Source organism: Pedobacter sp. AW31-3R (assembly GCF_052180285.1).
GTDB lineage: Bacteria > Bacteroidota > Bacteroidia > Sphingobacteriales > Sphingobacteriaceae > Pedobacter.
In genome coordinates this window covers 5,590,572-5,611,150 of the sequence record NZ_CP197475.1, presented here as the reverse complement: position 1 = coordinate 5,611,150, position 20,579 = coordinate 5,590,572, and the positions used below count along the sequence as shown (strand labels likewise).

Here is a 20,579-nt window from a genome sequence, read left to right as displayed (position 1 = left end):
GCTTGTTTTTTATTTTATTACGTTATTTTATAATTAGCTGCTTGTGAGGGGAGAGGGTAGGAGGCTAGACTTCAGGATGAATGTTCATTTTGAGCATTTTGGTGGATGCAGGTGTGAACGGGATTGAAGTATTGGTGGTATTTCTAAAGGCGGTCTGTGTTACATTTTACCGTGTATACAAGTCCAGGTTACCGGGATAGTATTGCTTTTCTTAAGTGTGAGGATACACTTGTTAAAAATAAAGGCCAAAAGTTTTCTTCAAGGCGGGTGATATGGTCCGGGCAGATTTAATTTTTTCTCTGATTGTTTTTAAATCATCCTCAGAAACTTCACCAATAACTCTGGCTGGATCTATGCTAATAATGTCCAATAACCAGCTTGCATTCCGCTTTTTGATATTGGAACAATCAGCATAGGAATCATGGTCAAGATAGGCTCTATCTTTGGTTGTTAATTCAATATTTAAATCCCTAAGCTCTTGCTGGGGAAATATGTTTGGGTTAATTTCTGAATTGATAAATATTGTTGCAAAGATCAATTTATCATATGATTGTCCAACTAGGATAAAACGCTTTTCTTTTGGCGGAATGGTGTCCTGAACATACACACGAATCACTGAGCCAATTTTAAGATTACGCTGTGCAAATTCTTGTCTGAGATGTTCAGGAAAAGAATCAGAAAGGGACATATCAGAATACTTTATATATGATTATTTTCTGCATGCAACGAAATGTATTTTAACATCTCAGGTGTAGCTTGTGCGGATTCTGCGATATCCAGGTAAGACATTTCTGTTTCAACGGCTTGTTCTGCCTTGGCCCATGCGGTATCGTGTGATTTATCGGTAATTTCTTTGAAACTCAATTGATGGTTTTCTTCAATAGAAGCAAGGATTGCATCGATATTGGTTTCAGATAATTCATCGGTATCTGCATTATTATTCGCTGTTACAAAAGGAATTTTATCTTTTCTTTTCACGGAAAAAGCCTTAGCTAATTCCAATGCTTCACCAAATGGTGAACTCTGGTTTTCTGAGGCTTTAAAAATGTCATAAAGAAAAGATGGGACAGGTCCATAGGGCATTGCCTGGTAAGTGTCACCAGTTAAGGGCTGACCATAATTTTTGAGGTGTTGCTGTTCCGCAAAGTATAAGATTTTGAAAATCTTATGATAGTCTGCCTCACCAAGTTTATTCAGAATAAGCAGCGCAGCGTTGAGTGTTTTCTCTTTATCTACATTAAATGCTTGCATGATACAAAGTTAATAAATATTTTAAATATGCAATGCTAATATAATTAGTTTTTAGAGATTGAGAAAAATGGGTTTGTGATCTTTAGAGGTGATTAGGTATGGCTAAGAAGTGGTCGATAGAAATAATTGATCTCTAATAGCTCTTGGGTATGAATGTTTACTTTTTTTATGTGACCAGGTTTTAGTGTTGCGATAAATATAGATTGATTTTGTCGTAATATCGATCATTGCGACGTTTTAGCTTTTTTTGCAAGACTAGTTGTTGTGATGTTTTAGTGTGTTCTTCGGGATAAACGTTCGGGAATGATTAACCATCATCACTTATGATCTCCGACTGATTAAAAAACATAAAAGCCTCTAGAAATAAATCTAAAGGCTTTTCTCAGTAGCGGGAATAGGCGTAAAGTCGAACTTTTATGAACATTGTGGGGCAATAGTTAATTTTGAAAAAGTGGTGAAGAACAAGATTGAGGGGCAGTATAGAAAAAAGAGATTATTGTAGTCACCATCCTAAATTTTAGCTTGCAGTAGGATTGTTCTTGTGGAATGAGCTGACAGTAGAAAAGATAAAATTCCAGAGGGAAAGTTTATCTTGACCAGCAACTTATCATAAAGTTTCCCATTGCTGGAACAAGAGTGAACTGAATATTTTGAACTGAGATCAGATGGCTACTATCCCTGAAATCCCCACAATGAAAACATTTATTCGTTAGAGTAATAACGAAATTATGCAGATTCTCGAAAAAAAAGGATATTTTAGGCTCAAATAAAAAAATGATAAAATATACTATCTACGCAAATCAGTTGCGCAGATAGTATATTTATTTGTAAGGTTCTTTGAATGTTGCCCAAGATTTTGAATTGGTCAACTGTATCCGGTTGGTGGTCAGGAAGTAATTCCCGACTAAACGTCACTTTGGTAATTGCTATACCGCTATTACACTGAGCTGACTTTTTAGTATTACAATAATGATTCTATACTTTGTGAAATTGTGTAAATCATATACAAAGAAAACGTGGCAACATTCAAGAACTTTTTTATCCATATGAAAATAACGCCAGGACAACAATCACATATCGTAAAATACTTTGGTAGAATGAAGACCAAGGCTGATTTACTGGTGCTATTGAACTATGCTAAGAAAATAATCTATGGAGAACATTCTCACGAGTTCCAACTAAGGCAACTCAATTATTACATTAATGTCCGGGATTCCCAAGCTCGATACAGGAGTTTTTCTATTAAAAAAAAAAACGGAAGTAAAAGAAGGATCAAAGCTCCAGTAGCAGGTCTTAAGGCTATTCAAAAAAGCCTGAACCTGCTTCTTCAAACGATCTATGAGCCTTCAGATGTTGTGATGGGTTTTATCACAGGAAAGGGTATCCTAGATAATGCCAGTGCACACCTTGGTAAAAATTATGTCCTTAACCTAGATCTTAAAGATTTTTTCACCGCCATAGAGCAGGGAAGGATTTGGGGCCGTTTAAAGCTACCTCCATTCAACCTCAATGAAAAACGCAAAAGCCTTGAAGTTGCAAATATCATTTCAGTAATTACAACGCAAGAAGCATTGGTAAGCAGAGTAGATGAAAATGGATTTTCCTCATTTTGCAAGCGGAATGTTCTGCCACAGGGAGCGCCAACATCCCCATTGATATCAAATGCTGTTTGCCAGCAATTAGATTTCTATTTGACTGCTGTGGCCAAACGTTTCGGATTGAAATATACGAGATATGCCGACGATCTCACTTTCAGCTCAATGCACCATGTGTATCATAAAGATGGTGAGTTTATGAAAGAGCTAGATAGGATTATAAACAAGTATGGGTTCTCGATTAATCCTGATAAAACACGTTTACAAAAAAGGGGGTTTCGACAAGAAGTAACGGGACTCATTGTAAATGACAAGGTAAATGTTACTAGCACATTTATTAAGCAACTCCGTGTTTGGTTAAAAAATTGGGAAACCATAGGATATGATGAAACTACAAGGATTTTTATATTACCTGAAGAGGCAAACCGTGGGTATGTGAAACCTTCAAAACGTCAGCTTGAAAAGGTAATTGAAGGAAAGTTGAATTATCTTATGATGGTGAAAGGAAAAGATGATGCTACTTTATTTAAGTTACGCTCAAGGTTCGAGAAACTCTCCGGCACCAGCAGCAGTTCCAAAACAATTGATCGAGGTTTTGGAATAGAAAGTGAAACGAACAATTCTGGACAACTAGTAGTTAGGCTGGAAGGTAGCCTAGGAATGAAATCTGGTAGTTTCCTTAAGCATGATTTGGTCATCCCAGCAAGTACGAAGGTGCCAGAAATTTTTCGGTTCGATAATATGGTGGGTGAGAGGTTTTCAAGCAAGCCTTTGCCCCATCGACCTCTGAGCACTGTCATGTTTTTAAAGCAGTTTAAGGTAGGAGATGGATCTGGTTTCAAAGAACTCGTTCATGACACTGAGTTAGACCTAGGTGTGTATAATGATATCATAAAAAAAGTTACCACCCATCCAAACTTTATAAAAAGATTTCATGGCCAATATACCACAGAAATTGATTGGGTTAATAAACAGGTCCAACTTGAAGTAGCAAAACTGATTGAGCTTTTTTCTGGTGTGGGCAAGAAATACTTTAAATTGACGGGTAACCATCCTTTCAATAACGAAGTTGTGTACACCGGACACGCAAAAAAATTAAAGCAACATTACCGCTATGGTTTAGGGAATGAGTACACAAGGTTTACCGAGGATCTGCTTCGTGTTTCTAAAGAAGTAGGCATAAATACTTATAAAATTATCTTCAAACTAGAACCTCGAACTTTTGATATCAGGGCCTCATTCTACTCTTGGCAACCGTCTATTTTCCAGGGCCTGAAATACTTGCTTTCTGGAATTGCGGACCATACTAATATCAATGGTGAAAAAGTGGTAAAGCACGAGGATAAAGAGATCATATTCGATGCAAATAGGATACAGTACAATGGGCGTAATGCCATAGAAATTACGATACTCGATAAAGGAAGCCTTGCAATGAAAGATAGTAAAAAGCTGATTTATTTTTTGAAAGAATCCCTTACATATAAGACTTATTTCAGGTCACTCTGTGATTGGTCGGTTACTTGTGATTTCGCAGAAGAAGAGCCAAAGGTTTTGCATCTGCTCTCGTCTGCTGAACATGAAGGTGGATTGAAAAGAATCGAAGAATTGCCAAGGCCTGTTGGAGGTTTCAAACACATCCTTACTTTTTATGAAATTTAAAATTCTCATTATTGATGATAAAGATCATTCAGTCTCGGAAAGCAGCACAAAGCTTATTTCTAAGCTGGAGGAAAGCCATCGAAAGTTTTTGACGCTTAGGGCTGATATTGAAGGGTTATGGGGCGCAAATGAGCAAGGTGATGATGTGATTTTATTGCATGACTTCCGCCAATATGAGTATGTCTTCATACACGATAGTTTCAACGAACCCCTCATCCTAGCAAGCCTAAAAGAATCATTTATCAATCAGGTTTCTTTTCAAACGCAGTTGGTGTTTTTCAGTGGCAGCCGAAGTAGAAGCCGTACCCCTAAACAAGAACGTCTCAGAAATATTAACCCAGATGTCTCCTATTATGCGATAAATAGGAGCCAATATTTTGAAAATATGAATAACTTCCTTGATTCTGCCATTTTAGGAAGGCAAGATATTATACACCTTTATGATAAGTCAAACCCAATTCGCTCAGTTGTTCAAGAGGAGCTCAAAAAAGCTATTATGGTAGATTTGGAAGAGTCAATAGAAAAAGCCGCTAGAGGTGTGAACATGGAAAAACTTCTTGAATTTTTGAAAATAACAGATATTTCGGGGTACGTCGAAACGTTTGCAAAGAAAGATGATATTGATTTTATTAGAAGTTTGGATATGCTTTAGATGATGGATGGTAAGAAATATTTATTTATAAAAAACAGTACCCAATTGACAGAATTGGGGTTCGATGAAGAGAAAGTAATCGTTTTTAATGTGGAGGAAACACTTAACAAAACTGATGAAACCGACCATCTTTTTAGTTCAAATAGTGAGGAATATTTCCAACATCAGATTTCAAGAGCAATTGATAAAAAAGAACACGATGGAATAGCAGCCCTAATTATTGATAAAGATCTTGGGGCAGATGGTTGGTCTCGTGCAATGGGGCTTGCCGGCCACATTATATATTCAGATTTTTCCAACTGCAACATTAGCAATGTACCTATAATACTTACCGACTGGGATGATATAACAATCACCAATAATAGCTTAAGGGCTAATGCCATCGATAATCTCATGCAGGACAAGGGAGTATATTTCAGGACTTATCAAGATATTTTTCCTTTAAATATATCAGAGGGTACTATGCGTTTAGATAATATTATCCACAAATTTCAAAAACCCAAACCATCAGATTTTGAGATTAGGATTCAAACCGATCAACGGCATCAGGCTACGAATGAATGGGGTGCAATAAGGTTGGCTCATAATTTAGGTATCTATGACAAGATTGTTTTCAAATACCCCCAACACCTGTATTTTAAATACCTCCTTAACAAAATTGCTCAAAATACACCCGCTGAAGATGTATCGTTACATGGCCTTTTCAAAAGTGTTTTGCTAATTGATGACAACGCCTCCCAAGGATGGGAAGATGTGGTTAAACATGCGCTAAAAGCCACAATAACGCCTTTAGAAAATCTGAGTAAAGTACAGGATAAGCAATTAAATAATATCCAATATTTTAAAGGATTTGACCTTATCCTCCTCGACCTTTATTTGGAAGCTGGAAAATCAAATGCGGCCCCTTCGATCGCCTTACTTAGGGCCATTAAAGAAAAATTCCCACACGTTCCGGTTATCATTTTCACTGCATCTGAAAAGGCTGTCCGCCTTAACGAGTGCTTTTCCAACGGCGCTGACGAGCTGTACATCAAAGAATCGCCCAATTATTATTCCGATGCCGATTACACGGCAAAGAACTTAGTAAGCTTTAAAAGAGTAATTACAGGCGTAGCAAAAAAGTACAAAGTGCTTAAGCCTTATTGGACCGCCATAGAAGAAATCCTATCTGATGCTAATTTTGGAGGGATAGAAAATTTGGGACAACGAATGTTTAAGGATCGATTACAAGAGCGTCTCAAAATGTTTTATGGGTTGTTGAAAAAGGGATATGAACAATATGATTATGATAAAAATACATTTTTTTACTCCGATTATGAACTTGCGTTCATCACCCTATGGAGCACTTTTAATGAAATTCAGGAGGTGGCATTTAACAAAATTCTTGCTACTTATCCCCTGAAAGATATAAACGGATTAAGCTATAATGCACCCAGAAGTGGTAGCGTAGTTCCTGCGGGTTTTGAAAACTGGTTGTATGTGAAAGATAATAGCCCTTATCTGGAGGTAGTAGTAGAGCTTGATCCAAATGGAGCTCCAATGCATCAATCAGTTTTCAGTTATAAATTATGCTATGCTAGCAAATTTATTAAACTCCAAACTCGGCCTTCTTATAGTTTTACAGCACCATATTTTTCGATAAATACCCAAAATACGATCGTTAAGGATAAAAAGCATTATACACAGGCGCTTTTCTGTCAAATCGCGTTTATGATAGAGAAAATTAATCCAGCTGATAAGCTTTTGTATTTTCAAAACCTTTTAGCACTCAACAAAGTCAGAAACGGTTTGTACCTAACTCATGGTGAAGATATTGGTGCTGGCTTTTACGCGAAAACAGAAGAAAACAAAAGAAATACTAGCCAAATCTTACCTGATAAAAAGATCAAGGATTTATTCGATATTGTATACTTGTTATTAACAGAAAATGGTAAAAAAATTGTTATGTAGCAATACTTTTAGCTATTAAGGATGCCGATGGTTTAATGTTAAGTACACACCTTAACTACTGGCTCATTGTAATACAGCTTATCGCAAGCCGTTTCTTGCAAAGAATTACAATAGCTTTAATCGTTTCAGGTATCGGTTATAAATAGGCTTCAGGCCCTCAACTTCATGCTGCGCGGATAACCAGTTTAAAATATCGACATTCTCCCTTTGAGAGCTGGGAACTTTTTTCTTATAGAGATCAAAGATATTCAAGGCCACATTTCGAGATATACCTGCAGAAATAAGTCTGATGACCGCTGGTTCCTGCGTACCTAGCTCCAGCATCGTTGCCAGACTGAGCGTAAGTTTATATTCTTCCTTTTGAGCTGTAGTCAAAATGGAATCAAGTACATCAATTAAAATTTTGATGTATTTGGGAAGCAAATGTGTAGTAACGGTCGAATTGTATTTGATGGTCTCATTGATGACCCGGTTAACCTCATTCAGCTGGCTGGTATCCAGACGGTTTTTACTTTCCAGGTATGCGATATTACTGCTTATGATCTTGCCAATCGGATCGCCATAAAGCCATCTTTTGGCCTGCAGGCACATCGAACGTGCCGAAATCCAGCGGTGGTACTTGACCTTACACTCTTCCACAATCTGAAAAATGGCGTCCAGCTTCTCTACGATCGCAACAAACTGAAGATAAAAAGGCCTTAAGTGGTGAGGGGTGTTGCCCACCTCTGCGAAACTTAGATAATCACTGAAAGTAGCATTCTTATTTATGACCCATTCCCGGATGTCCCCGTTAATGATGGTTTTATAAAGTCGGTCCTGTAATAAAGGGTCGATTGAAGGATTATTCATCAAAACTCTTTTTGGAACGGTCAGGGATGACATATGCGCATTTAAGGTTGATAGGACCTGGGTCAACCGATCTTCGTTAAAATCATGTTTTTGAAGGTAGTTTATTAAAACCTCTTCACCCTTAATAAACTTATGCTTTAAGAAAACATTGATTTGTCTGGCCCTGGAGGTCGATTCGGCATCCTCTTTTTGTATATGATTCATCTCCAGGGACAGTTCTCCGATATCAAGATAATTAAGTGCCGCAGAGGAGAATGTCCTGATTTGTTTATTATAATCCGAATTAAAATACTCCCAAGCCGCAATATCATCTTTTGGTCGTTCAATATAATATATGGTCCCGTAAAGGGAGGCGTTGAGTCTGCCCGCTCTGCCGATCAGATTCCCAAACTCAAATTTACTCAAAGCATATTTATCTTTTTTGGGCTGGAGCGTAAATAGGTTATTGGCCGGCAGATTCACCCCCTCCAGAAGCGTTGATGTACAAAAAATCGTTTGAATCTTTTCCTTGGCAAACAACTCTTCGATTTCTTTTCGCACCAGATCTGGAAGACTTCCATGGTGGTAGGCTACCCCGTGTTGAAGGCATTTAGCCAGGTAATAGTCCCGATGGATATCTTCTTTTAAAAAACTGATGAGTTCATTAATGTCAGTATCCCGGGTTTCCAGCTGAGGGGCGATCAAGATATACTTCATGGCCCAGTTTTCAGCCAGCGCCCCGCCTTTAGTGTAAACGATATTTATGTCATTAGGCGCAATCTTATGGATCAGATTAGCGACCGCAGTACCCTCTGTCGAAACTGAACCGGAATTAAAACCGAAATCCTGAATAAATTTTCGGGACTTCCCGCTATCTGAGATCACTTCAACAGCAAAGTTGAAGTGATCTGTTAACTTTAAGATGATCTTAAGCTGGAAAACCGGAGAGGCCGCGGTAGCGACTCTAGTACAGGGTTTTTCAAAAATTTCTAAAAATGTCGCTTCGGGTAGCTTGATGTTTGGTCCTGCAGTGATGATTTTAGCCTCAGGAAAGGCCATTGGCAGCTCATTATAAACATACTCAAAAACCAATCCTCTGCCCGAGAGATCCTCTACACCTTGTATTTCGTCTGCGAAAATGAATGTTATCGGAATTCCGCTGGCAAGGAATTTGATACATCTTTCCGGAGTGAGGATATACAGTTCCTTATCAAACCTTTCCGCTTCCTCCAAATATGAGGTTTTAATATGCGTCTGCTCATCAATTTCCAGATAAAATTCCTCGCTTACCTGATTGATCAATGCCTTCGAGGGTACGATATAAAGTGCCTTAAACGAATCGGTTTCATGAAATTTATTGATCAAGAATTGCTTAATGATAAATGACTTTCCTGAAGAGGTCGGTGCCGATATCGCAAGATTGTTGTCGGTGCCCAGGTTCGTCCAGAGTGCTTTTTGAAATTCGGTGACTAGAAAGGAATTTTTGTAGGTATTAATGATATGCCGCGCACGCTGACTGAGCAGTTCCTGATTTAACATATCATTGAAAGCATACTTCGATTGTAAATCGACCGGAGTCTGCTGACAGTCGATATACAGGTTTGCTAAAAATTTGGTGCCGGTCAAATTACCCAGCCGGGAAAAAAGCACATAACAGCTCTTTAATACCTCAATGTCATCCTGAAAGGCCAGAAACAATAACGAGGCAAATAATTGCGCTCTTTTCTGGTGCAGATTGTCCTCACTAGTCGAAAGCACAGAAGCCAGCCAAACTGCTCTCTTTAATTTCTGCCGATCAACCTTAGTTTTTCCAATAGCGCTAAAACGTTCCGATAACAGATTTAAAGATAAATCGGAGATGATTGCATTTAAATCCGGATGATTAAAAGCCTGCGTACATAAACTATTTTCTTCCATCAAATGAGACTGTCCATGGTTTTGTTAAACGCATCTACGCTTTCGGTAGGAATGAGAATTAAGTCCAGATAAACCTTATTGAGGTGCTTGTAAGCACCGACCTTTGAGGAAATGCCTTCAAGTGTCTTAAGCAGTTTAGCTTTGACCGATTCCGCAATCAATTCTTCCAAGGCAACATTATCGACAGCTGCCGTCATCAGCTTGGTATAACTCGGAGAATCATACATGATTAAGATAGGGTGCACGGCAATCTGATCTTTAAAAGCGCTCGAAGTAGGGTTTAGCCGGTCATAAATCTGGTTGATATCGATCTGGCCATCATCGAATTTACTAATGTCCTTTTTGGCAATAAAAAATTCAAGGCCTGTAAAAGTGGCCTGTACATCATCGTCATAAAATCGATTTATCGAATCCAATGCATCTTTCTGGGCAGAAGCATATTGTTTCCATACCTTGGATTCGCCGATAAAGTAAGCCGCTTTCTTTGTGAAATCACTCAGCAGATAGTTGCCCAGGAAAATGCCGTCCCCGCCTTTCACCTCATCATGATAGTTGGTCAAATTGGTAATCTTATGGGCTATCATTTTGCACTCGAAGAGCGCCTCCGCACAGGCGAACAACAATAGTTCCCCATATTTTCCGGTTTTATTTTTAGCTGATTTTTTATTAAAAAATTTCGACGCCTGACGATAGGTGCGGTTCTGGACCAGAGCAATGCTTTTTTCGTGCATCTCAATTTCAGTGGCGGTGGACCCCTCAGCGACAAAATCATCCATTTGTCGCCTGATTTCTGCATTAATTTCAACTTTGGTCTTAAAATAGTCGGGTAGAAAATCCAGCAATGCGTTCGCAAGCGAATTCGGTGATATAGTAGTGCCGGTGGCTTTAATGGTGAAAAGCCTGACCTTTAGCTTATTATTTGCATTTTTTGAATAATGATGCGTGAGCTCACGGTCAATCCAGCTTTTGTTAATGTTTATTAAGTTGAGAAGAGTCATTTAGAAGAATGATTTATAGCAAACATAATAATTATTCTTAATGATTTAACTTTCCAGCTTGCCAATCAGTCTCATATCTCCACTGATATGGAGAAATGTCTTATGGCTAAACGACTTTATTGAAAGAAGAAAATGCAATAATAAAGTGTCTTGTCCTGCTATAGCATGTTGTTCCAAATTTTCAAGAATAAATATTCTTAGCTTTTGAACGTTATGAAATCAGCTTATCTATACGTCCGTGTTAGAACTGACGAACAAAAAAGAAAGGGCTAATCATTGCCCGAGCAAGAAGATCGATTGATCAGATACTGTGAATCGAACAATATTCATATAAAAGTGATTTATCGGGAGGAATTCTTCGCAAAAGACTTCAATCGACCAGAATGGAAGAAGCTAGTGTTCGAATTGAGAAAGAGTAGGGCTAAGGAGGAAAATAATATCCTTTTTATTAAATGGGACAGGTTCAGCCATAATATCCAGTATGCGTACGAAATGTTGGGCATCCTCAGAAAGCACAATGTATAGACAATGGCCATCGATCAATAAATAGACCTCTCCCCATTCCCGAGAGCTCGGTGATGCTGGCCATCTACCTTTCCGTTCCCGAAGCTGAAAACACGTGGCGTGCCATGAATATGATGAATGGTATTTCTATTATCATTGTTCGAGGGGGCGTTTCAGAACAAGGGCTGATAAAGTAAATACAGGGTTTTTAGATGCATTGAGTCACTTATCACCTCTTCCAATTTATAGTGAGATATTCAGTCTGATCTTACAGGACACTTATTTTGAATTGTTTGAGAAAAAACTATAGATCAAGCCCATAAAATTAAAGCTATGGAACAACTTATAGATCGTGTAGTTAGAGCTAGAGAATCATTATATTCTGGTGCGATTGACAGCGAAGATTTTGTAGCAATAAAAGACAATTGCGAAAAAAGAATTAATACATTAGGTATTCAGTTACAACAACTAATCACTTTAAAATTAACTAAAACGGATCATTTGAGGAAGCTGTCAAAAAATATATATGAAATGGCTTGTTTATACGATAAAACTGATCTTATCTCAAAAAGACAAATTGTTGTTCTTATGTTTTCTCATAGCACTATTTATAAAGAGCAGATTAAGTTGATGTTTGACCCAGCCCTGAAAATTTTATTCAATATTGATTCGTGTATTCATAGTGAGATGACAATAACAGATGAAACGTTTGTTTTTGATGATGAGTAAGATAGTACAACAAAATTTGAAAACCTGCTAATTACCAGGTTAAAATCTGAGCAAAATAGGGATATTGATGCTAATTTAATGAGGCAAATATTGCTAAAATTAAAAGAATAAGCTGTACTTTTTCTGAATACAAATTTAAACACTTTATAAATCACTGATGATCAGTGTATTGTGTTCTGTTTCTGTAGTTCGATCCTTCCCTGGTTAAAGTCTGCGAAAAGTCGAACTACTAGAATTATAACGGTGTTTTTGAATGTAACTTGTTGTATTACAGTGTTTGATTATTTTTTAATTTATGTTTTTGAGATCTTAAAATATATTAGAATCTAAGTGAAATAAGTTCTTTTAAATAAACAATGATAAAATGCAAATATCAGACAATGAGAATGTTATAAATGAAGAAAGCTCACATTTCTGTGAGCTTTCTTCTAGTAGCGGGGAGCAGGATCGAACTGCCGACCTCAGGGTTATGAATCCTGCGCTCTAACCATCTGAGCTACCCCGCCGGGTGAGGTTCTTTTTTTAAGAGTTGCAAATATAGAATAAAATACTTTTCTTTAGAAAAATAAATTGAAATAATTTACAAACAACAAGATATAAGCGGTTTAAAATGTCAGAAAAGAAAAAGTTTACCCTAGAATATGAGTTAAAATCGTCTCCACGTATTTTGTTTAGCTTCCTAAGTGAGCCAAATGGCCTTTCACAGTGGTTTGCGGACGATGTTATTTTTCGTGATCAGGTGTATACTTTCACATGGGATGGTGAGGTTCAGAAAGCAAAGATGCTTAGCATCAAAGAAAATAAGCTGGTAAAATTTAAGTGGATCGATGACGAACCACATTGTTACTTTGAAATGGAGATTATCCAGGACGAGTTGACCAACGATGTTGCCCTGTCCATTACGGATTTTGCAACTGAAGATACCCTGAAAGAGAAAAAGCAGATCTGGGATAATTCAATTACCTATTTACATAGTGTCATCGGAGCCTAACAGTTAATCTTGATTAGTATTTAACCATGTTTGATAGGTGTCGGTAATATTGACATTTATCAGCATGTTTAGTACTTAATTTTTCAGATGCTTTGTCTACATTTGTATATTGAAAAAGATTCATTTACTTCTGCTCAAAGCATTTATTAAGCCTTTTTTCGTCACATTCTTTATTGTGATGTTCATTCTGTTGATGCTTTTCCTCTTCAAATATGTGGATGACCTGATCGGAAAAGGATTTGAATGGTATACTATTCTGGAACTGATGTTATATGCATCAGCAGCGAATGTATCAATGGCACTGCCACTCGCCATCTTGTTATCCTCCATCATGACCTTTGGAACCCTGGGGGAGAATTATGAGCTCGTGGCCATAAAATCTGCAGGAATATCCCTACAGAAAGCCATGAGACCCCTGATGGTGTTGATTGTCGGGATTGCCTTTGCCTCTTTCCTCTTCTCGGAATACATGCTGCCCAAGGCTAACCTTAAATTCGGCTCATTGCTCTGGGATGTAAGAAATAAAAAACTGTCCTTCCTGATTAAAGAGGGAATATTTAATAATAGTATCCCCGGTTATTCCATCAGGGTGGAAAAGAAGGGCAAGGACGGTGTTTCCCTGACGGGGGTGATGATTTACGACCATACCGGAACAAGTGGTGTAGCGAAGATCATTATTGCCAAGAATGGAACGATGAACAGCACCAAGGATAAGCAATACCTGGTATTGAAACTGAATGATGGGGTCAGGTATGAGGAATCCAGCGGACAGGGAGGGGGATATAATCCCAGACAGCAACTCACCAGGATGCGGTTTGTGCAAACGGAACAGAAGTTCGATCTTTCCAGTTTTAAGATGAACCGTACTGATGAGAACAGTTTCCGTTCCAATAATGCGATGCTGAACCTAAAAGGCCTTACGCATAAAGGCGACTCTCTGACAAAAGAACTGGACAGTATAGATCGTTTTGCAGCAGTATCTACAGGAAGCTATTTTAAGATTAATAATTATACCAAAGGATATACAAAATTGAAAGTCCCTGAACAGAAGATCAGTGGCCCTATTATCAAAACCCTGCCGAAAGAACGGGAAACTACGGCCTTACAGGCAGCACTGGATCAGGCTACTTCTGTGAAACAAATGACCGAAGGCCGTATTCCTGACCATGCCGAGCGTGTAAAAATGCTGATCAAAATCCAGATTGAGTACCAGCGCAAGTTTACCCTGGCAGTTTCCTGTATCCTCTTGTTCTTTATCGGGGCACCTTTGGGTGCAATTATCCGGAAAGGCGGACTGGGCTTACCCGTGGTTATGGCGATCGTATTTTTCCTGATTTACCATATTATTTCCACTGTATCCGAGAAATCGGCTACCCAGGGTACGCTGAATCCTATACTTGGAATATGGCTGGCCATCATTGTCCTGAGTCCTGTAGGTGCATTTTTAACCTATAAGGCCACAGCAGATTCCGCCTTGTTTGATATTACTTATTATAAATCGCTTATCGTCGGTCTGTTCAAGAAAAAGAAACCGGGTTTATAGACAGGCGAAGAGCTGATCACCGCCATACCATTTGTTGCGTTCATTACTTATCCATGATATTTTTACACCATATATTATCGGGGAAGGTTGTAACTTTGTTTACTGCTTTCAGGGTGATCGTTTGAAGGTCCTTCACAGGATAAAATCTGGATTGCTTTGATCGCTGAGCATATACTTGAAAAATGGAAATTAAACTGAATGCAATAGAGGAAGCTATAGCAGATATCAAAGCTGGAAAAGTTATTATTGTGGTCGACGATGAGGATAGGGAGAATGAGGGCGACTTTTTAACTGCAGCAGCAAATGCTACTCCTGAAGTTATTAATTTCATGGCTACTTATGGCCGGGGACTGATCTGTGCAGCCATTACCGAAGAAAGATGTGATGAGCTGGGACTGGAGCTCATGGTCGGTAAAAATACGGCAGCTTATGAAACCAATTTTACTGTTTCTGTAGACCTGATTGGCCATGGTTGTACTACCGGAATTTCGGCATCTGATCGCTCCAAGACCATTAAAGCCCTGATTGATCCAACCATTAGTCCTGAAGAATTGGGACGTCCCGGACATATCTTTCCGCTTCGTGCTAAAAATGGAGGTGTTTTACGCCGTTCCGGTCACACGGAAGCAGCAGTGGACCTGGCCAAACTTGCTGGTATGGAACCTGCGGGAGTGATCGTAGAAATTATGAAGGATGATGGCGAAATGGCGCGTTTGCCTGATTTGATGAAAATTGCAGCGCAACACCAGCTGAAAATAGTATCGATTAAAGATTTGATCTCTTATCGCCTGAATAAGGAAAGCCTGATTAAACAGGAAGTGACTATCAATTTGCCGACAGAGTGGGGCGATTTTAAAATGACAGCCTACACCCAGTTATCTGATAATGCAACTCACCTGGCGCTGGTAAAAGGGGAATGGGATGAAGATGAGCCTGTATTGGTGAGGGTACATAGTTCCTGCATTACCGGTGATATTTTTGGTTCCTGCCGTTGTGACTGCGGGCCGCAATTACACAAGGCAATGGAGATGATTGAGAAAGAAGGGAAAGGAATTGTGATTTACATGAACCAGGAAGGCCGGGGTATTGGTCTGGTCAATAAATTAAGGTCTTATAACCTGCAGGATGCCGGATTTGATACGGTTGAAGCCAATATTAAACTGGGATTCAAAGGTGATGAACGCGACTATGGGGTTGGTGCACAGATTTTAAGGGCACAAGGGGTGACTAAAATGCGCCTGATGTCGAATAATCCAACCAAAAGAGCAGGATTAATCGGGTACGGCCTGGAGGTGATCGAAAACATACCTATCGAAATTGTCAGCAATACCCATAATGAAACCTATCTGAAAACCAAACGGGATAAGATGGGCCATACCATTATGAAAGGATAAAGTAAAGAAACACAGTATAAAAATAAACCAGAGATCTGGGTTTTACTGCTATTAAGGAACGAAAGACGCTATTTTTTAGGCGTCTTTTGTTCGTTTAGTACCGCTTCTTTGTTCATCGATTGCACCGCTTTTTTAGGTTTTTGTTCTTGTTCAGCAGCTTTCTTTTGCTGATCCCTGCGGTATTTTCCTGTTACTTTCTGTACAAACTCACGGAAGTTGTCAAACTGTTGCGAGTAAATTAATCCCAGTGAAGTCACATTTGTATTCGCACTCACCCCTGCATTGACGAAGATACTCTGTTGCGTCGGCGGTTTGTTCGCAATCTTACCAATGAGGGTACCGTCTTTTTTAATTAATCCCAAAAGCTCAAACTCCCCACCGACATTACTTTTCGTAAAGCCAAGGGAGAGGTCGCTCGAACTCCTGTTGTCGACTACTCCGGCATTCACAATCACCCTTTCGTTGAAAAACTTAAAGGAGGCACTGGCCTCACTCAGGGAGCGGATATTGATATCCACAAAGTCAAGATTCAGGGAAGAGAGTACATTGTTGAACTGGTTAAATAACAGCTCTGTTGCGGTACTGGTCACGCCAGAGGACAATTGTTCCCCAAGGTTCTGTTTGCCATTTCCGGGTGCAAAGCTGCGGCGAATGATCAAACTGAAGGCTTGCAGGTTCAGGTTGTTCGAATCGTTGAAATAGGCCTGGAGCTCTTCTTTAATGGAGGGGTTGGAGGGGAAAAAGATATCCAGTTTAATGTCCGGTTGCATCAATAACCCACTGAGTCCCATTTCCACTTCCACAGGAACACGTAAATTACTGTTACTGCTGAGGTCCCTGTTAGCGGCGGAGTACAGGTCACTTAAACCTGCCCTTAACTCATAAATAGCCTTTAACTGTATCTGTGCCTGAACGGGATTACCTGTCCACCGGATAGTACCTCCCTGCCTGATATTGAATTTCTTGTTAATTACCTCCTGGGCAGTAAAGTCGAAACTACCGGATTCAATGATATAGTCGCCCGACATCTCAAAGTCACCCAGACTATTGATATTCAAATTCAGGTCTGCATTACCTTTGCCACTCAGGTTTCCCAGGTTGGTGAACAGGTTCGCCGTACTGTTGGGATCTACCTGGAGCTTAAAACTCATGGTCAAACCATCAAAGCTGGTGGCCTTCTTGATTTTGTTTAAGGTCGTATCCTTGCTTACAAAAGTGATGAAGTCTTTACTGGATACGGTCTCAGAACTGTTCAGTGGCAAATTAAATACTGTTCCTTTTTCAGTTTTGGCATCTATACCAATAAACATCTTATTGGTTGGTCCTTTGAAAATAAAGGTTCCTGTAGCATAGGCCACCCCGAAGTATAGCGGATTGTCTTTTGTCGTGGTATTTAAGGCCATAAAGTTTTTGGCCTTGATGGTGATATCCAGCGTCGGGGTATTGATCTCATTGAGGTCTACAGTTCCATTTGCTACGGCATCATTGTTACCAATATCTTTTAATCCAAGGTCATTGATTTGTATGATACTGTTTTCTACATGTACGTCATCGGATAGGGTATAGGCGGTCTTCAGATAATTTACTGTCAGTTGCGCTTTATCCAAAGTAATATCCCCGTTAATTTCCGGTTTGCTGAAGGGACCTTTTATACTGATATCTGCGGAAATCTTTCCTTTAAGATCGGATACAAGGGTGCTTACAAAAGGAGACAATACCGTTAGTTCACTCTCATCCATCTTTACTGCGATATCCATATTTTTTTCAGCAAGATTGAGACTGCCATCTACTTTAAAAGTCTCTTTGTCTGCAGCATTGATACGCATGTATACATTTGCCAGTTTCGCGTCCTGATTAAAGGAAGAGGTGTCGATCAGTGTCCCTATATAGGTCTCATTGAAGGTGAGGGAATCTATTTTGATATCATCATTCACCCGTGGTGATTTCAGGAGACTGTACAGCCTGGTTTTGCCATTTAAGTTACCCGACAGGTTTATTCCTAATGTTTTCACGAATGGATTAAGCGTTTTGAGGCTGAAGTCTTTGAAGCCCACCTCCATGACATCATCCTGTTCGGCAGACAATACACCGTCTATACTCAATGACTGTCTGCCATTACTGAGGTCGAAGTTGGTAATTTCAGTCTTCCCATTGTTGAAGTTGATCCGCACTTTCTCTTGGATAGCCCAATCCTCATTATTGATCTTTAACAAAGAAGGAAGGATACTGATCCTTGCCGTGGTGTCTTTACCAAATTCCACCAGTCCGTTTAAGTCGAGCTGGTTGGCATCGTCAGCATTCGACAGTTTCACGTTCAGCGCGAGGCTGTCGTTCCTCAGGATATTTGAAATATTGACGTTTTTGATAAATAAACTATCATTCAGGTCAACCCGATCAGAGGTAATGATGGCTTGTAGCTGATTGGCTGTCGTATTTTCATCAATAATAATATTGTTTGCGATAACCCCCTTATATGTCAGTTTTTTTACGAACCCGTTGAGGGTCGCAATATTTTTCCGGGAATCGAAGTTTCCGATCAAAACAGCCTGGTCTTCAATTTCCAATCCCGGGACCAACAGCTCTGCTACCGGTTCAAAGCGTTTGATTTTCAGGTTAAACTGAAAAATCTGATCCTTGTATTTGACAATATCGGCCTTCAGGGAAGGAATGTATGTTTTCGCCAGTGCTTTGTAATAGGAAGGGATGGTATTCAGGTCGTATTGCCCTGTGATACTTGCATCAAAAACATCAGAATTGATTCTCAGTGTTCTTTCAGTACCTATTCCCTGAGCCTGCAACTGTACGGAATCAATGTTATAAATGCCCTTCACATTGTCCAGCCTTATTTTTTGAATCAGGAGGTTTCCCTGGATGTTATTGAGGTTGGTTCCGGAGAAGTTGGTGCTGAAGATCGCATCAACTTTCAGCGAGTCTTTAAACAGGTTGAGTTTTTTGAGCTTTGCATTTTTTATCACTGCCTGGAAATTAAACTCCGGCAGTTTTGGATTCAGGTTGACACCACCTTCAAAAGCAAGCTGAACATTCTTGTCATTTATACTCAGGCTGCCATCGAAATACCTTTTATCAAAAGTTCCGTCTATTTTGACATTGGAATACCTGTAGTTATTAAATTCTATATATTTTATATCTCCATTGATCTGTTCTGACAGGTCTTTGATCTCCGTTCCCCTACCTTTGATATATACAGCAGCTGTAACCCTCCCCACACTTTTTTCACCAACGAGGTCACCAATATAGAAATCGTATGTTTTTACATTTCCAGAATAGGAAGGGATACCCTGTGCACTGATTTTCATATTCACATCAGAAACAACCCGGCCAAGTTTTGTTTTAAATTCACCAAAGGCAATGAAGTCGTTCATAAAACCGGTAAAGTTTCCGTTGAAATAGATATTGCCGAATTTTTCTACGATAACAGGGATGATCTTTTTCTTATTTCCGGTGGTATTGCCAAGAATCTCATCGAGGTCATGTTTATTGGTGGAAAGCATTTCTACTTTCATGTCCATAAAGGTTTCTTTGAGTGACGGAAGTCCTTTCACTGCAAAATCTCCCTTGACATAGGTCGCCTTCCCTGCTTTAACTGCCAGTTTTTTAGCCCTCAGGTTATTGACCAGCCCTGTGATTTCTCCGTCTACATCAATATCAAGGTTCATTTTCCCCAGCCCTGAAGTGAAATAGGAAATATCTTTCGATGCCAGGTGGCCGTTTTTGAAGACAGCTTTCATGCGTACCTTATTGATGTAATCATTAAAGTCGTTGAAACTGCTGAATTTCATCCTGAAGTAATCAGACAGTCTGCTGTTATTGGTGATCAGCGAGAGTTTTTTCAACTCAATCTGGTTGGTATCTATCGTGGTAAATGCACTCAGGTTTTTCAGGTTAAAACCACTTTTCTCATGGAAAGTCAGATTTTTGATGTCAGCCTGCATGAGGTGGTCTTTGGTGTTCAGCTGTTGAAAGATCCCGTTCAGGCGGGTAAGTTCTATATCATCAAAATTGACCCCCTTGATGACCGTATCCTTTTCATAATTCTTATACCTGAAACGCAGGTTGTTGAGGATAACCCTATCAAATGATACCAGGAATGGTTTTTTCTTCTTCTTTTTTACCGGAGTTGTACCGGAATCAAAATAATCGATAATAAAGTCGATGTTGGTTCCACTGTCTTTCCCTTTATAGGATTTAAGAAAGAAAGCACCATCATTGAGCTGTACGGTATTTACATCCAATATACGCTCTTTTAAGGAGAGTTTATTCAGGTCTACAATGAATTTAGGGGTATTCAGCAGGGTATCTTTTTGCTGGTCGAGCACCAGCAGGTCTTCAATGATTACATATTTAAAAGGCCTGATATAAATACTACTAAGAGAGATTTTCGTATGGAGCTCTTTTGATAGATAATCAGCTGCTTTTTTAGCTACATAAGTTTGCACAGGTTTGAACTGGAGCGAAAAAAGAATGATCGCAATCAGCAATAAGATTGATGTGACAAACCAAAGGAGTATTTTTAATAGTTTTTTGATATTTTTGTAGCTTAATAATAT

At 39.1% G+C, this 20,579-nt stretch carries 13 protein-coding genes and 1 tRNA gene; 8 read left to right on the top strand and 6 right to left on the bottom strand.

The genetic code is table 11. The annotated features are described in order from the left end of the window. Positions 1–232: 232 nt before the first annotated feature. Positions 233–688 (bottom strand): hypothetical protein, encoded by a 456-nt coding sequence (locus ACSBL2_RS22940; RefSeq protein ID WP_442588894.1) that lies wholly within the window; start codon positions 686–688, stop codon positions 233–235. An 11-nt stretch (positions 689–699) separates the two neighbouring features. After that, the gene (locus tag ACSBL2_RS22935; protein ID WP_442588893.1) at positions 700–1,251 is read right to left on the bottom strand and encodes a Panacea domain-containing protein; all 552 of its coding nucleotides are present in this window, start codon (positions 1,249–1,251) and stop codon (positions 700–702) included. A 1,046-nt stretch (positions 1,252–2,297) separates the two neighbouring features. Here ACSBL2_RS22935 and ACSBL2_RS22930 point away from each other — a divergent pair. Genes ACSBL2_RS22930 through ACSBL2_RS22920 form a run of 3 tightly spaced genes read left to right on the top strand, consistent with a single transcriptional unit; the run spans position 2,298 to position 7,107 of the window. After that, on the top strand, positions 2,298–4,505 hold the full coding sequence (locus tag ACSBL2_RS22930; RefSeq protein ID WP_442588892.1) for a reverse transcriptase domain-containing protein: 2,208 nt from the start codon (positions 2,298–2,300) through the stop codon (positions 4,503–4,505). Beyond that, the gene (locus ACSBL2_RS22925) at positions 4,495–5,157 is read left to right on the top strand and encodes a hypothetical protein (RefSeq protein ID WP_442588891.1); all 663 of its coding nucleotides are present in this window, start codon (positions 4,495–4,497) and stop codon (positions 5,155–5,157) included. The genes ACSBL2_RS22930 and ACSBL2_RS22925 overlap by 11 nt, the downstream gene beginning before the upstream one ends. After that, positions 5,158–7,107 carry a response regulator gene (locus ACSBL2_RS22920; protein ID WP_442588890.1) on the top strand — a complete coding sequence of 650 codons (1,950 nt, stop codon included), beginning with the start codon at positions 5,158–5,160 and terminating at the stop codon, positions 7,105–7,107. A gap of 105 nt (positions 7,108–7,212) precedes the next feature. Here ACSBL2_RS22920 and ACSBL2_RS22915 read toward each other — a convergent pair whose 3' ends face one another. Together ACSBL2_RS22915 and ACSBL2_RS22910 are read right to left on the bottom strand one after the other, a co-directional pair. Then, on the bottom strand, positions 7,213–9,852 hold the full coding sequence (locus ACSBL2_RS22915) for a DEAD/DEAH box helicase (RefSeq protein ID WP_442588889.1): 2,640 nt from the start codon (positions 9,850–9,852) through the stop codon (positions 7,213–7,215). After that, positions 9,852–10,850, bottom strand: coding sequence for a Hachiman antiphage defense system protein HamA (locus tag ACSBL2_RS22910; RefSeq protein ID WP_442588888.1), 999 nt, complete (start codon positions 10,848–10,850; stop codon positions 9,852–9,854). The genes ACSBL2_RS22915 and ACSBL2_RS22910 overlap by 1 nt, the downstream gene beginning before the upstream one ends. A gap of 276 nt (positions 10,851–11,126) precedes the next feature. Here ACSBL2_RS22910 and ACSBL2_RS22905 point away from each other — a divergent pair, with 276 nt between their 5' ends. Both ACSBL2_RS22905 and ACSBL2_RS22900 read left to right on the top strand, forming a co-directional pair. Further along, positions 11,127–11,375 (top strand): recombinase family protein, encoded by a 249-nt coding sequence (locus tag ACSBL2_RS22905; protein ID WP_442588887.1) that lies wholly within the window; start codon positions 11,127–11,129, stop codon positions 11,373–11,375. A gap of 312 nt (positions 11,376–11,687) precedes the next feature. Further along, positions 11,688–12,083 carry a hypothetical protein gene (locus ACSBL2_RS22900; protein ID WP_442588886.1) on the top strand — a complete coding sequence of 132 codons (396 nt, stop codon included), beginning with the start codon at positions 11,688–11,690 and terminating at the stop codon, positions 12,081–12,083. 432 nt (positions 12,084–12,515) lie between these two features. Here ACSBL2_RS22900 and ACSBL2_RS22895 read toward each other — a convergent pair. Beyond that, positions 12,516–12,589, bottom strand: a tRNA-Met gene (locus tag ACSBL2_RS22895). Between the two features lie 104 nt (positions 12,590–12,693). Here ACSBL2_RS22895 and ACSBL2_RS22890 point away from each other — a divergent pair. The 3 genes from ACSBL2_RS22890 to ACSBL2_RS22880 all read left to right on the top strand — a co-directional run bounded on the left by ACSBL2_RS22890 (position 12,694) and on the right by ACSBL2_RS22880 (position 16,011). Beyond that, positions 12,694–13,074 (top strand): START-like domain-containing protein, encoded by a 381-nt coding sequence (locus ACSBL2_RS22890; RefSeq protein WP_442588885.1) that lies wholly within the window; start codon positions 12,694–12,696, stop codon positions 13,072–13,074. Between the two features lie 109 nt (positions 13,075–13,183). Further along, positions 13,184–14,617 (top strand): LptF/LptG family permease, encoded by a 1,434-nt coding sequence (locus ACSBL2_RS22885; protein WP_442588884.1) that lies wholly within the window; start codon positions 13,184–13,186, stop codon positions 14,615–14,617. Between the two features lie 182 nt (positions 14,618–14,799). Further along, complete coding sequence (locus ACSBL2_RS22880; protein WP_442588883.1) at positions 14,800–16,011, top strand: bifunctional 3,4-dihydroxy-2-butanone-4-phosphate synthase/GTP cyclohydrolase II; 1,212 nt, start codon at positions 14,800–14,802, stop codon at positions 16,009–16,011. A gap of 68 nt (positions 16,012–16,079) precedes the next feature. Here ACSBL2_RS22880 and ACSBL2_RS22875 read toward each other — a convergent pair whose 3' ends face one another. Continuing rightward, entirely contained in the window at positions 16,080–20,468 is a 4,389-nt protein-coding gene (locus tag ACSBL2_RS22875; protein ID WP_442588882.1) for a translocation/assembly module TamB domain-containing protein, read from the bottom strand. Positions 20,469–20,579: the final 111 nt, after the last annotated feature.